We start from the raw sequence: 15,675 nt of genomic DNA, 5'->3' as shown, positions 1-15,675 counted from the left end.
TAAGGTTTGTGCCTGAACTGAAGGAATTACTAACTTTGGGAGGTTCTAAAACTGTTGGCTTTGGTGATTTCCTCTATTCTCCAACAAAATCCATTTGTAGACTAACAGATTTCGTTTATCAACCCCTCACAATCCAGGAACGAGGCAGGTTTAGAGATAAGAAACTCATCAACCAGTATAACGAAGCTGATATTCTAAAATACAATAAATCATATCGATCAGCAATATTGCACAATGACTACTATTGGATGAATTTCTACCAAAAGGAAAGGATGCGAAATGAAATAGAATACAATCAAAGAGCGTTTAGTCTCTACACTCACATTTCACCTCAGAAATGGTATGATGCGGATTCTATTTCCCATGAATTAAGAATGAACAAAAGAGAGATTACCTTCATTCTGCGAAAATGGATGGAGTATGGAATTGCTGATATAATTGAAAGAAACGAAAGATACCGAAAAGTCGTTAAATTCAAAATCAAGAAGGTGAAACTCTATTATCTTATTTATTCAAATTTTTCGGAGGTAAAAGACGATGGAAAAGTTTAAATTACGAGCGGGGCATATTAGAAAGCTACTGAATGACCAAAATTTTCGATGTTTTATATCAGGTTTAGAGTTAACATACGAAAACGTAGAAATTGAGCATATAATTCCATTATCGAAAGGAGGTAAACACGAACTTACGAACTTATGCTTAATTGATAAGTCTCTCAAGGAATTGAAACGATTCAAAACCAAAGAGGAAATAATAAAACTTTGCAAAATAATTCTAGAGAATGAATTACAATTATCAAATCATTAAATCAATCATCGTAAATATGGAAAACGGGGTATTAACCCATGAACTGGAAAAAGTCTATAATAATCCAATTTCTTGGAACAAAGCTGTCTACAGATTATGTAGGAAGAATTTTGAAAAAATAGAAAGGAAAAGAATGACCTATGACAAATTCAAAATCAAAAATAATATTTACTTCAAAGAATCTGAGAAAGGAAAATGGAATCGAAAGATAAATACATTGGCATCCGCCAATTTAGATATAGTGAATGAAACGAAGGAAGAAAGAATTCAATTGATGATCCTAAAGCTGGAGCGAATCAGAATGGATGTAACAAGAGAGATTCCGAAACAGTTACCCCTTTCGAGACTTATTGAAAATTTTAATCGAAGTAGAACTGTAGTTAACCGAGATAAGTGGGATATTCCTATCATTTACTTGGTCAAAAAAATCAATTGGAGAAACTAAAAAAACCACCCAACTTCCTATAAAGAGCGGTATGTCTCCTTATGTCTCTCCGATATTAGTTGACAGCTCCAATTTGTAAGATATACTCTAGGTTTTTATGATATGAATTTTGAGGAATTTAAAAAAGAAGCTTTCAGCAATTTTATCGGAAAGGGAACTATGAAAATCATTCTTTCTAGCAAATCTCAAGTTAATGGTAAATTTATTATCAATGATTTTGAATTAATAGAACAGTTTCTGGATAAGAATAGATTTATAATTGAAAAATGTGATCGTATAGATATTGGTTATGCGAAAAACGAGGAAGAATTATCTCATATTAAAAATTATAACAATTACTTTATAATGGATAATGGAAATACATTTACTAAAATTAAATAGAGAGTCCCACCTATTCAATCTAATTGAGGATGGTAAACTAAAATCATATTGTGGTTTAGATTCAATGCCAGACTACTCTAGAAAAAACCTTAAAAACATATTCTATAACCAATTAGAATTAAAACATTACTTAGAGACCATAACAGATAATTATTGTGACATCTGCAAAGCCCACCTAACCCGTGAAACGAGTAATAAAAAATTTTTAAAACCGAATTAATTATTCTCCCCATAGAAGAAATCGTAGTGGTGACGGAATCATCACAATACAAATGCAAAAATTTATTGATTCACTAAAAAGTCAGATTCAATATGACGTAAAGCTCGGAGGTTGATTATGTCACTATTGAGCTTGGAGACAAATTTAAATACGAACGAAATTAGGTAGAATTACCTAGGGCTTACCCCTAGTAATAATACTTAAATTATAGTTCTGAAAGGAACATCTATCGGAAAAGAAAAACTGCATGTTTATTAAAACATTATATAAAATAGCTTCGGTAAGTGCTAAGAACTTCGCCAACCCCCATGTGTATGGACGTTTGAGAGAATATGCAATGAGAATACTTTGGTTCTTGTATATGCGAATTAGAGAATTCGTAATAGAACAAGTTCTAGAATATATCTTCCAGAACCTATTCAATTAGCGTATGAGATTTGTAGGTGGGTGCTTTCTTCTTGTCGGTTGACAGCATCTGCCTACTACGATAAACATTAATGTCTTTAGTTAATTTATGTCAATCATTTTTAAAGTAAAGTAATTTACTCTGTTTCTGAATCCATCTGTCTAAATTTTGGATCAGTTTTTGACGGTAGATAATGAGTTACAGGTAAAGAATTATTTCCTCGTTTTAAAGACTCTGTTATTGGTTTAAAGTATTTTGTCCCGCTAGCCTGTTAATATTATTTATTATATTAAATAATTTTAACAGGAGCTTACATGCTAGAAATAATTGATCACCCCTATTTCCTGCAAATCAATGGGAATTCCTATGAACCCATCACAATCATCCCTAAAGTCGGAGTGATTTGGCATGAGAACAGACGTCATGAAATACAAGACCGAAAAAACATTCACTATTTTGACTATATATTTGCAAATAACGACGAAGGTCGAGGTTGGACAGTTCGATTCCCAAAAATTTTCGACAAGGATGGAAAGAGGCTTCATCTAAACCGTGAGAAACTAGCTCATCTACTAGATACCATGCGGGTGAGTTATTTCCGACCATACGAAAATTTATCTTTTTTGTCTAACGAACTACCTTTTCTATTGGATCTTGTTGATTATGAGAAATTACCGCTAGATTTTTCGATAACATTGGGTCTTTATTCCGAGTAAATTACGGTAATAGCATATATTTCAAACTTAGAAGCAACAAGGAGGTTTTCTATGAATATTTTTAAAATACTAGCAAGTGGTGATGGAAATATAAATGAAGCAAATGTTTCAGCATTTCTCGGATACCTACTTGATCCATATGCTGACCATGGACTTGGTGATGTGTTACTTTCTAGAATTCTCCAGGAATTTAGTTCCTTAGAATCGGATGTCTCTTTCCCTGAAGGTCTTCTAAACAATGATGAAGTAGTTGATCTAACTCCTGGTTCCTCTTTTGAAGTCGAGATTTTATTAGAACAAGCCTTCAAAGGTGAATCTAACTCAAAGAAAGAGATTGTTGATATCGTAGTTTTGATTTTCCAAAAGGAAAAAATGCAAATAGAATCAATGGCAAAACAAATGCTTTCTGGCAATCAGACAAGAGAATTAAAACAGATCATCTTGATAGAAAACAAAATCAAAACTGGATCTGCTAAAGATGAACAATTAAAAAATCAGTATAACAATACTATAGAAACTATTAACTCCCACGACAAATTGAATCTCTCCATTGAGCAAATTAAAAAATTAGTTTCTTACATTTATATTTCTCCTGATTCTTCTGTTACAAAAAATATCTTCCAAACATTCCATAAAGAAGAGAAAGACTGTCCAAAATTGCCTCTTTTCTGGAAGGAAGATTCGAGTGAAAGCAAATCTCAAAGCAACACTATTCTTCAAATATTAAAAGATATAGTTAGAGATTCTCAACTTGGTGATATTGAGCCCGTTCACCAAGAGACGGTCTATCTACTCAGATCATTCATAAATTTCATCGAAAGTGGCTTCAGAACGAGATTAGAAGAAAAAGTATCAGGCAAAAAGATTCCAAACGTTTATAAAGATTTTGACTTCTTTTGTGATAAAGAAAAGTATCTGCTAACAGAAGAATCTTTTGATTTAACAAAAGAATTTCTGAATTTCGTGCAGAAAAATTTTAATAATATTCAGATAAAACATTCACCTAGTCATCCTGTTTCCATTTCTTTCGGGAATCAACCAGATGATAAAAAATTCTTTTCTATAAGTCGTTCTGGAAAACGGGTTTTTGCCCAAGCACTTCTTACTCGTTTCCCTCAGACCGAATCGAGTTTAATTCAATTGAATGAATTTCTTCAAGAGAATCAGATACCGTATCAATTCAAAAATAACAAATTCGATCTTTGGCATTCGAAGAATGAACCTATTTCAATTGAAAAACTAGTTAACTTTTTTGAGTATTACTGGAAATTCTTAAAATTAAATCAATGACCTAGTTCATATAATGTAAAAGATGCAATACAATATGGAAGAATACCCAAAAGAATATTTTATTCGACATACAGAAGTTCTCAAACTGAATTCTGATGATATAAAAAGAATCGCAGATGAAAAAAAATTTGGTGTTCATTTTGAATCGAAATTTGATTCACCAGAAGAACTTCTAGACGAATCTAAATACGGAACATCGCAGGCAAAAACTTCGATTCGTTATTTAAAGGAAATCTCCGTTCACGGAGGTTATGTTTGGGCTGAATATAGTAAACTAAAGAAAACTATAATCGGTTATGTAGAACCAGGAACAAAAATCGAAATTGAAGAATTCATTCCAAATATACCTTTGGATATAAAGATTTTCCCGAAAGGTAAACTCTTTCTTAAAACTCTGAGATTCTCCATAGTACAAGAGATAAAACCAAACGAGCTTTTAATGCTAAAAGTACGCAGACCAAGACAAGGAACTTTTGTACGTTGGAGATCTTGTCAGGGAAAGCTGACCAAAGTAGTTAAGAATGGAATTTCGAATGAAATCAAAGAATGGACTGATCTCACCTCCGACCTTCAAGAAGTCGTAAGTTTTGAATACCTTAGGGAAGTGGGCATTAATGGTTGGAAACTTCAGCATTTACTCATGCCAATAGGAAGAACCATGAAGGATATTGATATCTATGCAATGAATACGAAGAATGAAGCAGTATTCATTCAAGTGACCCACTTAGGAGACAATAAAAACAAATTGAAAAATTTGGAATCATATGAATCTAATCTCATTTACATTACTTCAGACGACAAACTTGGGAAAACTATACCTAATGTCACTATCATCAATACAAACAAAATTTTTGAATGGCTAAAAACAAAGACGGAATATCTGAAACGATTATCTATATGAATTTAATTTAGCTTCATTCTCCTTTCTCTACCTTACTTGATCATCCTTTCCTTTAATCTTTGAGTATTTCAAAATCAAGATTAAGTAACATTTTTCGATACAAATTTTAGAACTTATTTCTCACAAAATCGATATAAAGAATATTTTTTTAGTTGACAAAAAGTCTGAGATCGTGATATTATCCCTGCCCCCTTTTCAAACTGAAGAAAAGTTCGAGGCAAGGAGACCACTATATGTTTGTAAGACGATTAAAGTGCACTAAGGAAAATTGATAGCTATGGAATTCAAAACAAAATGAAATCCCAAGATATCAAATTTCTGTTGGATCAATTCATCGAATTTAGGGAGGCTAAATTTATTTTCCTCTATTAACCAGGTGAATTCTTCACCAGAAGTATAAAATATCAAAATCAAAAAAGTAGATATTCATGCATGGGCGAAGCCATGCCTAAATACTATTTTAAAAAATGAAACGGCTATTGCCTAAAATTAAACGAATAGAAGGTTTTAAAAACTATGATAACAGTCTTAAAGAAAATCAACACTGGAACTTACAATGAATTTGGAGATTTTGTCAATAGACATCGAAGCAAATTCAACATCTCAAAAGACCCTAACAAACGATATCTCTTCATTGTCCACAATGAAGACGGAGAAAGTAGAAAAATTGGCGATGAATATGCAGGCAAGTTACCTCTCATTCTTGGACAAATTCAAGGTGAGAGCTATTTTGGAATGAAAAAGCCTCGGCTCAGAGATTCGAATGCTCACATTCTCGATCCAAATCAATTCGAAAGCTATATTTCGAAAAGCATAAATGGATACTTTGGTAGAATGTTCAGCCCAGAAAGAATTCATCCAGTAATAGTTTTCAAAGCAGGTGATAACGGCGGTATTCGGTGGGATAGACTTCATCTACTTGACGGGGAAATATTGGGGCTTTTTTCCGAGAAGCAATACTTCCGAGTGATCTCTAAAAGAAATTTCAAAAGCCGAAGCTGGTCTTTTTCATTCTTAGAACTTGAAAGAAGATAAGTAAGTGTTTTGTCGGAGAGGAAGGCAAATTGAAACTCTCTATTAGCCTTCCTCTCCTATCACGTATAACAATATAAAAGGAATTTAAAAGGAGACCACTATTGAAGAAAGACCTAACCGAATCTCAAAGAACTATCTATATCAAAATCAAGGAACTATTAGATAAATATCCGAAACCAGAGTTCTCAAAACGAATGATATACATTGAGGAGCCTGAGTTCCTGGAACTATACAATCTAATGCAAGAGATTGGCGACGGAAACGACCTGATCCCTAAGACTAAACTTTTCGTAAAAAAACTTTTGGATGAATGGCAAAGACTCTTTGAAAGTCTGAAATTTGCGAATAAAGATAGGATTGCAGAAGAGCTAAATCCTTTAAGAAAGAATGACGGATTTAGTTTTAGCTCAATGGTATATTTTTATGAACTGGGTTGCACTTCTTTCAGAAATAAACTTCAAGAATACTCCGATTTCATTGAAAAGAAATACGATTTAGGAAGGGAACCTGCTGAACAGTAAGGTCGGGAAGCTTCGATTTCTTGTCGGAAAAGTATTAAATAAAAGAGAGGATAATTCTATAGAAACAATAAATGATAAAACAAAATTAGAAAGCATTGAATCATCTTTCAAAAAAGAACTTTTACTTTGTGAAACGAAAGAAGAATTCAGATCAAAACTATACGAGATAGATCTTAATCGTAGATCAGGTATATACACTGCTGAACTGAAATTCTGGAATGACAGCCTAGAATTTATTCAAATCAAATTATTTAAAATTTATTTAAAAAAGTTTCCACTATCCCAAAGAGAAGAATTTACCCACTACGTGTTCAATGCGTTAAAACAATTTTTTTCAAACAGACTCTTCGAGTCTTATCTCTATCGTTATATCCTGAATAATGGGAAGGTCGGAATTAATAACTTGAGCATAGATGCTTTAGCATACTTGAGGCGAATTGCGAAAAAGAAAAATCCGATTAATTACCGAGTGTTTCTTTTTTATTTTAAGGATCAATATCCACTTTCAGATCTCGTAGTTTCAAATTTAGATTTATACATCCGTATTCTAAAAAAGAATCTTCCAAAATTCAAAACAAATTACAGAAAACCACTTATTGAACAATATATCATTGAGGTTAAAGATGAAGATTATTGGGCACCTAAACTTGAATCTTATGAACAAAACAAGTTTTATTATTACTTATTCCTTAGAGTAAAAATCAAAGAATGCTTAAGGGAATCAGAAAACCAACTTCGTGAGAAATTAGGATACAAGCGAATTGGTGAAGGGAATGTTCAGGAACATACTCTTTATAAGGAACTCACAAAGGTAATCGAACCTAAAAGAATTAAACGATGGTATCGACCCGAATGGCTCGGTGGACTTGAACTCGATTTCTATTTTGAGCAAGATGGAAAAAAATATGCTATAGAATACCAAGGGCAACAGCACGTGCGTCCGATTGATTACTTTGGAGGAAGAAGAGGATTTAAAAGGCAAATCTCTAGGGATCGAAAAAAGCTGAAGCTCTGCTACTCAAATAACGTAAAGATATTTTACTGCTATTATGACGATTCTATATCGCAATTCATTCAATCCAAATTAATAAATTCTTTAAGATAATCGAAGAAAGTAGATTTCTCCTCATGAACAAAGAACAATCTTCAAAAGAAAGAAAACCTGGTTAAACATGTTTTTCGATTACGTGATAAATCAAAAAACATCTTGAGCATGAACCATTTTTTCGGACAATTCAAATCTTAATTTTCTATATAAGTCATCTCGATATATAAATGAAATTTTTGAATCTAAATTTCCTAAATAAACCAGGTGCAATAAGTCAGAGTAATCGTTTCGTCCTATAAAATTTTGTTGGCTATATTTTACTGCAAAGTAGTCAGAAAACCCATGCAAGAAACAGTCGATTTTGCCGTTGTAAGAATTTAGCGTTTCCTCAATCGTCTCCAACGACTTATTTGTTTTTGTCAATCTTCCCAATATATAAAAAAGAAGCGATTTTCGTATTCTTCTTAGAAATATTCGAAAAAATTCTTCTGACAATAACTCCTTTTTAAATAGAGTGCTTTTATAACTCATTCCATATTCTCTTTGAAATGCTTTTCTAATATCCAATAGTTCATTCTTTTGTATTGAATCGCTTGGTGGATAGAATAGCCGATCATAGAGAAGCATAGATTGATAATCAACTTTCGATATTCCCTCAAGAAAGCTTTGATATGAATTCGAAATAGTTACTTTTTTAAAAAATGAGCCAATCAGTTTCTTCTTTGAAAATCGATATTTTAGATTATAACTCTTTGCTATAATATCTTCTGGTAATCTATAATCTAATTTTATATAGGATTGATCAATTTTCCGAAAGATTGGTGCTAACGTGGTAAAAGTTTTTTCACTCAATTGACTAAGCAATTCTACAATATTGTAAGCCGAAACATGAATTGAAGTTGATTTGCTTAACTCCATTAATCTATTTATGTCAGCTCTTACGACACTAGTATCCAAGTAGAACTTTCCTTTCATCAGTAATTCCATTTCCTGCTCAGAATTCTTATATCAAATTGTATTTGGAATCTATAATAATAAAATAATCGGAAATTCTCAGTTTATCCTTCTTTTTGTCCCACCCTGCTGATTTAATCAATTTTGATCGTTTTTACTTGAATTCAACAAGCTGACAGATGAAATGTGGGAAAATCGACTATTTTTATTCTTTTTAGGACTCTAAATGGCAAAGCCAAAGAAAGCATCAACTACAGCAAATATCGGTTTTGAAGAAAAGCTCTTCACCATGGCGGACAAACTCCGAAATAACATGGACGCTGGCGAATACAAACATGTCGTTTTGGGTTTAATTTTCCTCAAATACATTTCTGACAGTTTCATGTCCCTCCATGCTGAATTAAAAGCTGATGTTAAGAATGGCTCAGACCCAGAAGATCGAGACGAGTATACCTCTAAGAATGTATTCTGGGTGTCTGAAAAGGCTCGTTGGGACTACATCCAGAAGAAAGCCAAAGAACCTATGATTGGAAAAATCATAGATGATGCGATGGACATCATAGAAAAAGAAAATCCCAAGTTAAAGGGTGTTCTCAATAAAAACTATGCACGTCCAGATCTCGACAAAACCAAGTTGGGGGAACTCGTAGACCTTGTTGGAACGATCGGACTAGGAGATAAAGAAAATCGCTCCAAGGATGTGCTCGGTAGAGTTTACGAGTATTTTCTAACAAAATTTGCTTCTGCCGAGGGGAAACTCGGTGGTCAATTCTACACACCTGCCAGTGTAGTGCGACTCATAGTAGAAATGTTAGCACCTACTAAGAATCAGTCGGTATATGACCCTGCTTGTGGTTCGGGTGGGTTCTTTGTTCAGTCAGAGAAATTCTTAGAACACCATGCAGGAAGGATCGGTGACATTGCTGTCTATGGTCAGGAGTCAAACCCTACTACTTGGCGACTCTGTATGATGAACCTCGCCATTAGAGGAATTGAAGCCAATCTTGGAAAGGAACCCGCAGACTCCTTCTTAAAAGACCAGCACCCTCATGATAAGTTTGATCTTGTGATGGCGAATCCTCCTTTCAATATGAAGGAATGGGGTCAGCCTTCTTTACAAAATGACAAACGATGGATGTATGGAACTCCCCCTGCCAACAATGCAAACTACGCTTGGGTGCAACACTTCATCCACCACTTAAAGCCTAACGGAATGGCAGGGTTTGTTTTGGCAAATGGTTCTATGTCATCTAATTCCTCTGGTGAAGGAGAAATACGAAAACAAATCGTCGATGCTGACTTGGTTGACTGCATGGTGGCTTTACCAGGACAGCTTTTTTATTCTACCCAAATCCCTGTTTGTTTGTGGTTTTTAACAAGAAGTAAAGAAAATTCAAGGTTCCGCAGTCGAAAAGGGCAAACTTTATTTATTGATGCTCGAAAGATGGGAACTTTAGTAGATCGTGTCCATAGAGAGTTAACAGAAGAGGATCTCCTGAAAATTTCAGAAACTTATCATTCTTGGAGAGGAGATAAGGACTGCAAAAAGAAATATGACGATGTTAAGGGATTTTGCAAGTCAGTTGAGTTAGCAGAGATCGTTGAACATGGCTATGTATTAACTCCAGGTCGCTTTGTCGGTGCGGAAGATATCGAAGACGATGGGATCGACTTTGAGGAAAAGATGAAAGGTCTTACAGCTAAACTTAAAGAGCAAGTATCGAATTCAGATAATCTAACGAAAGAAATATTCAAGAATTTAAAATCCTTAGGATACCTCGAATGAAAAGAATTCAGCTTAATTTATTTGAGGGGAAACTCTATGATTAATAAATGGGTCGATGATTTGTTAGAAAATTGTGTCAGCATAATTGATTACAGAGGAAAAACACCTAACAAAAAATCATATGGAATACCATTAATTACTGCAAAAATAGTAAAAGATGGAAGATTAGATGAACCGACAGAATTCATAGACCCTACCGAATATGATGACTGGATGCGAAGAGGGATTCCTGAACCAGGCGATGTTATTTTAACTTCGGAAGCACCATTGGGAGAAGTAGCAGAGATTCCCAATGGAAAGTTTGCACTTGCTCAACGGGTTTTCACTATCCGACCTAATCCGAATAAAATGACAAAAAGATTTTTAAAGTATTTTTTCATTACTGAAAACTTCCAAAATCAATTGATATCTAGATCATCAGGCACTACTGTAACTGGAATTAAACAGAGTGAACTAAGAAAACTCATTGTTACTTACCCACCCCTCCCCACGCAAAAAGCCATAGCCCATATCCTAGGAACTCTAGACGACAAAATAGAACTCCTTCGCCAAATGAATGAAACCCTAGAAGCGATGGCACGAGCCTTATTCAAATCATGGTTTGTGGACTTTGACCCTGTGCGAAAGAAAGCAGAAGGATTGCCTACAAGTTTGCCAAAAGAAATCGAAGACTTGTTTCCTAGTGAGTTTGAGGATTCGGAGTTAGGCGAGATTCCGAAAGGATGGAAGGTGGGGAAACTGGGGGATGTTGGACAAATAATTTGTGGAAAAACACCACCAAAATCTGAAAAAGAGAACTATTCGGGCAATCGACTATTTATAAAAATTCCAGACATGCACGGAAAAGTATTTATAACTGAAACAACTGATAGACTGTCAGAAAAAGGTTATTCGAGTCAAAGTAACAAAACTCTACCAAGAAATTCAATTTGTGTTAGCTGTATAGCGACGGTAGGTTTAGTTTCAATTACTTCCGAGCCAAGCCAAACTAATCAACAAATAAATAGTATTATTCCAATAGAGGATGATTTAAAATTTTTTATCTATTTCTATATGAAAACCTGTAAAGAAATGCTTATTGCATTAGCAAGTGCAGGCTCCGCTACATTGAATTTAAATACAGGTGAGTTTGGGAAAATAAAAATCCTACTTCCAAATAAGAAAATTACGGCTAATTTTGATTCTCTAATAAATGAAACTTTTGAAAAGATTTTAAGCAATAAAAAGGAAATTAGCAATCTATCTCTAATCCGTGACTCTCTTCTTCCCAAACTTATCTCTGGAGAACTCGAACTATCAGATCAGGCAATCACTAAAATATTGGAACCTGCCAAATGACAGCAAATCTTACGGAAGCAGATGTAGAACAAATCGCAATTGATCTTTTCAAAGAACTTGGTTATGACCATTTTCATGGAAAAGACATCCTTCCAGAAGAACCATCTGCCCAGAGGGAAAGTATAAATGAGTCATTCCTTCCATTTATCCTCAAAGATTGCCTTACCAAGTTGAATCCCAAGGTTCCTTCTGATGGAATTGAAGAAGCATATAGAAAGGTAACTCGAATTTCTTTTCCAACCTTGTTAGCTTGCAACCATGAGTTCCACAAACTACTCACAGAAGGAATTGACGTAACTTATAAGGGCAAAGAACGAGTTATTACCGAGAAAGTAAAACTCATTGATTTTGAAAATCCAAACAACAACCAGTTTTATGTTATCAGTCAGTTTACAATTATCGAAGGTCAAAATAACCGAAGACCAGATTTACTCATCTTTGTAAATGGTCTTCCACTTGGAGTCATTGAACTCAAAAATCCATCTGACCACACTACAACGATTTGGTCAGCATATAGCCAGTTGCAGACCTATAAAGAGCAAATCCCTGGTCTCTTTACCTTCAATGAAGTTCTCATTATAAGTGATGGATTAGAGGCTAGAATTGGTTCGATTTCGGCAGACAAAGAAAGATTTGCCGTTTGGAGAACGATCGAAGGAGAAAAACTAGCATCGAATTCTATGACTCAATTGGAAGTAATGATCAAAGGTGTTTTCGAAAAGAAACGCTTCCTGGATCTTATCCGATTCTTTACGGTCTTCGAGAAAGAAGACAATGGTTCCTACATAAAGAAAATTGCAGGCTACCACCAATACCATGCAGTGAACACTGCAATTAAACAAACGATAGAAGCAAGTAAGCCAAAGGGAGATCGTAGAATCGGTGTTGTATGGCATACGCAAGGATCAGGAAAATCCTTAACCATGACCTTTTTTGCGGGACGGGCAATCCTAGAACCAGAGATGCAAAATCCAACAATTGTAATCATTACGGATAGACAAGACCTAGATAATCAACTGTTTGGAACCTTCTCAAATTGCAAGGAACTACTTCGCCAAACACCCATTCAAGCAAACGACAGAAATCATCTTAAAGAGCTCTTATCCGTAGCATCTGGTGGAGTGGTCTTTACAACGGTGCAAAAGTTTTTTCCAGAGGAAAAGTATGATACCTACCCTCTCCTTTCCGAAAGAAGAAACATTATTGTCATGGCTGATGAAGCTCATCGTAGCCAATATGATTTCATAGATGGATTTGCTCGGCATATGCGTGACGGACTCCCTCATGCTTCCTTTATTGGATTTACGGGAACTCCGATCGAACTGAGTGATAAAAATACAAGAGCTGTCTTTGGAGAGTACATAAGTATTTATGACATCCAAAGAGCTGTATTAGATAAAGCGACAGTTCCTATCTTTTACGAAAGCCGACTTGCTAAGCTAGAATTAAAAGAATCTGAAAAACCAAATATTGATCCTACATTTGAATCCATCACGGAAGATGAAGAAGAAAGAGACAAACAGAAACTCAAATCAAAATGGGGAGCGATTGAGGCGTTAGTTGGTGCTAAGAATCGACTGAAACTCATTGCAAACGATTTTTCAAAACATTGGCAGTTGCGATTAAATGTCATGGAAGGGAAAGCGATGATCGTCACCATGTCGAGGCGAATTGCAATAGATCTTTATAATGAAATCATTAAACTCCACCCTGAATGGGAAAGTGATGATGACAACAAAGGTGTGATCAAAGTCATTATGACAGGTTCAGCGACAGACCCTCCCGAATGGCAGAAGCATATCCGCAATGGGAAACGAAGAAAGGATTTAGCAGAAATTTTTAAAAACCCAAAATCATCATTCAAAATAGTGATCGTTCGTGATATGTGGCTCACAGGATTCGATGCACCTAGTTTAAATACAATCTACATCGATAAACCAATGAACGGACACGGACTCATGCAAGCAATTGCCAGAGTAAACCGAGTCTTCAAGGATAAAGCTGGTGGACTTGTTGTCGACTATATTGGAATTGCAGATAGTCTAAAATCTGCTCTTGCCCTCTACACTCAGTCAGGCGGGAAAGGATCTACAGCCATAGATCAAGCAGAAGCAGTTGCCGTTATGTTGGAAAAATACGAAATCGTGAAAGGTTTATTTCATGGATTTGATTATAGCATTTGGCTCACAGGATCACCAAAAGACCGATTGAACCTCCTCCCATTGGCGTTAGAACATATCCTTTCTCAGGAAGATGGAAAATCTAAATTGCAGAAAATGGTGACAGAACTTACTCAAGCCTTCGCATTGTCAGTACCGCACGATAAAACAAATGAAATCAGAGATGAAGTTGCCTTCTTTCAAACGGTAAGATCCGCATTAACTAAAAAGTCAGGTGAAGAGAAAAAAAAGTCACCTGAAGACATAGACTATGCGATTAGGCAATTGATTGCAGGTGCAGTATCCTCGAATGAAGTCATAGATATCTTTTCTGCGGTTGGACTCAACAAACCTGATATTTCCATTCTGACTGATGAGTTTCTGGCAGAAGTCCAAGATATGCCTCAAAAAAACCTAGCGGTGGAACTACTCCAAAAGCTTTTAAAAGAAGAAGTAAATAAAATGAGTGGCAAACGAAATATTGTTAAGACCCGCACATTTTTAGAGATGCTAGAGACATCACTCAAAAAATACCAAAACAGAGCTATTGAAACTGCACAAGTAATAGAACACCTAATCGAACTCGCAAAGAAAATGAGAGAAGAATCTAAAAGGGGCGCAGACCTAGGACTATCCGATGACGAGGTCGCTTTCTATGATGCTCTATTAGAAAATGAATCTGCTGTCCGAGAGATGAAAAATGATGATATCAAAATCATCGCTAAAGAGCTAGTTAAGACTCTCAAAAGTAACCTTAAGATCAATTGGTCAGAGAGAGAACAAGTCAAAGCATTGATTCGTGTGAACATAAAGAAAATTCTAAAGAAATATGGATACCCACCTGACATGCAAGCGAAAGCAACTGCCCTAGTTTTGGAGCAAGCGGAAGAACTATATGGGGATTGGGTAGCGGAAGCAGTAGCGTAAAGTATGAAAGGAAACGATGATTTGGAAAATCTATTACTTGAAAGTATGAAAAACATCCAAAAATTCAATCCTAAATTCACTCGTCATGAACGATTGCTTCCTTATTTAAAAATCATAGATAAGTTCAAAGGACTTGATTATGTTAATTTGGTTATCAGAGATCCTAAAATAACAGAATTATTTGAGAAAAACCATTTCATAATACCTTCCCTTTATCTGATGGAGTTTTTCTTTCAATTATCAAGGAAAGAAAATAGCAATAATCATTTAGAACCTAACTTAACTCCGATCTCGCCATCAATTTTTCTTAATTTCGAAAAAACGACTGCAATTTCGAATAACAAGAATGAGATCGATCAAATTTCAAAGTTAATTAATAGGGATCAATTCGAAATTATAACTGGAAATAGCATCGAGTATTTAAAAACAGAGAAGAATAGCTATAACTTAATTACATCCATTTTACCAATAGGAATCAAAACTGACTTAGACCCAGAATTAGAAACCACCGATTTTTCAAGCATACTTGCTTTCCGTTCATGTAAACTACTTTCAGAAAATGGAACTGGCATTTTATTAACTTCCAATCGCTTTTTCTCAAATAAAAATAAAAATGAAAAAATACTCAGATCGCATGGATTGTATATCCATGGAATTTTCGTCGCCCCAAGAGGTTTCCTAGCAAATACAAATATCGAGAGTTGTATAATATTGGTCAGGAAGAAACCAAATGATAAAATT

At 34.8% G+C, this 15,675-nt stretch carries 15 protein-coding genes; 14 read left to right on the top strand and 1 reads right to left on the bottom strand.

From position 1 onward, the window contains the following. From EHQ62_RS18630 to EHQ62_RS00380, 10 genes are all read left to right on the top strand, one after another. Window positions 1–551: hypothetical protein (locus EHQ62_RS18630; RefSeq protein WP_135640333.1), on the top strand; the 551-nt coding region annotated here is incomplete at its 5' end. Further along, complete coding sequence (locus EHQ62_RS18800) at window positions 538–807, top strand: HNH endonuclease (RefSeq protein ID WP_135640332.1); 270 nt, start codon at window positions 538–540, stop codon at window positions 805–807. The genes EHQ62_RS18630 and EHQ62_RS18800, both read left to right, overlap by 14 nt. Next, window positions 782–1,252, top strand: a complete 471-nt coding sequence (locus EHQ62_RS00415; RefSeq protein WP_135640331.1) for a hypothetical protein — start codon at window positions 782–784, stop codon at window positions 1,250–1,252. Before EHQ62_RS18800 ends, EHQ62_RS00415 begins: the two co-directional genes overlap by 26 nt. A 102-nt stretch (window positions 1,253–1,354) precedes the next feature. Continuing rightward, window positions 1,355–1,633, top strand: a complete 279-nt coding sequence (locus tag EHQ62_RS00410; RefSeq protein WP_135640330.1) for a hypothetical protein — start codon at window positions 1,355–1,357, stop codon at window positions 1,631–1,633. Between the two features lie 940 nt (window positions 1,634–2,573). Beyond that, the gene (locus EHQ62_RS00405; protein WP_135640329.1) at window positions 2,574–2,975 is read left to right on the top strand and encodes a hypothetical protein; all 402 of its coding nucleotides are present in this window, start codon (window positions 2,574–2,576) and stop codon (window positions 2,973–2,975) included. Between the two features lie 51 nt (window positions 2,976–3,026). Next, window positions 3,027–4,265: a PD-(D/E)XK nuclease family protein gene (locus EHQ62_RS00400; RefSeq protein ID WP_135640328.1), complete on the top strand. Its 1,239-nt coding sequence runs from the start codon at window positions 3,027–3,029 to the stop codon at window positions 4,263–4,265. A 34-nt stretch (window positions 4,266–4,299) separates the two neighbouring features. Further along, complete coding sequence (locus EHQ62_RS00395) at window positions 4,300–5,166, top strand: hypothetical protein (protein ID WP_135640327.1); 867 nt, start codon at window positions 4,300–4,302, stop codon at window positions 5,164–5,166. 516 nt (window positions 5,167–5,682) lie between these two features. Next, the gene (locus EHQ62_RS00390) at window positions 5,683–6,201 is read left to right on the top strand and encodes a hypothetical protein (RefSeq protein ID WP_135640326.1); all 519 of its coding nucleotides are present in this window, start codon (window positions 5,683–5,685) and stop codon (window positions 6,199–6,201) included. Between the two features lie 101 nt (window positions 6,202–6,302). After that, the gene (locus EHQ62_RS00385) at window positions 6,303–6,722 is read left to right on the top strand and encodes a hypothetical protein (protein WP_135640325.1); all 420 of its coding nucleotides are present in this window, start codon (window positions 6,303–6,305) and stop codon (window positions 6,720–6,722) included. A gap of 403 nt (window positions 6,723–7,125) precedes the next feature. Next, window positions 7,126–7,827: a hypothetical protein gene (locus EHQ62_RS00380; RefSeq protein WP_135640324.1), complete on the top strand. Its 702-nt coding sequence runs from the start codon at window positions 7,126–7,128 to the stop codon at window positions 7,825–7,827. 90 nt (window positions 7,828–7,917) lie between these two features. On the opposite strand, the gene EHQ62_RS00375 is transcribed toward EHQ62_RS00380, so the two are convergent. Then, the gene (locus EHQ62_RS00375) at window positions 7,918–8,745 is read right to left on the bottom strand and encodes a hypothetical protein (protein ID WP_135640323.1); all 828 of its coding nucleotides are present in this window, start codon (window positions 8,743–8,745) and stop codon (window positions 7,918–7,920) included. Between the two features lie 205 nt (window positions 8,746–8,950). Here EHQ62_RS00375 and EHQ62_RS00370 point away from each other — a divergent pair, with 205 nt between their 5' ends. The 4 genes from EHQ62_RS00370 to EHQ62_RS00355 all read left to right on the top strand — a co-directional run. Further along, window positions 8,951–10,510 carry a class I SAM-dependent DNA methyltransferase gene (locus EHQ62_RS00370; RefSeq protein WP_135640322.1) on the top strand — a complete coding sequence of 520 codons (1,560 nt, stop codon included), beginning with the start codon at window positions 8,951–8,953 and terminating at the stop codon, window positions 10,508–10,510. 36 nt (window positions 10,511–10,546) lie between these two features. Beyond that, a complete protein-coding gene (locus EHQ62_RS00365; RefSeq protein WP_135640321.1) occupies window positions 10,547–11,848 on the top strand; it encodes a restriction endonuclease subunit S in 1,302 nt (433 codons plus the stop codon). Further along, window positions 11,845–14,934 carry a type I restriction endonuclease subunit R gene (locus EHQ62_RS00360; protein WP_135640320.1) on the top strand — a complete coding sequence of 1,030 codons (3,090 nt, stop codon included), beginning with the start codon at window positions 11,845–11,847 and terminating at the stop codon, window positions 14,932–14,934. The genes EHQ62_RS00365 and EHQ62_RS00360 overlap by 4 nt, the downstream gene beginning before the upstream one ends. Window positions 14,935–14,937: 3 nt before the next feature. Then, window positions 14,938–15,675: hypothetical protein (locus tag EHQ62_RS00355; protein ID WP_135640319.1), on the top strand; the 738-nt coding region annotated here is incomplete at its 3' end.

This window comes from Leptospira jelokensis (assembly GCF_004769635.1).
Taxonomy (GTDB): Bacteria; Spirochaetota; Leptospiria; order Leptospirales; family Leptospiraceae; genus Leptospira_A; species Leptospira_A jelokensis.
This window is presented reverse-complemented; position numbering and strand designations above follow the sequence as displayed.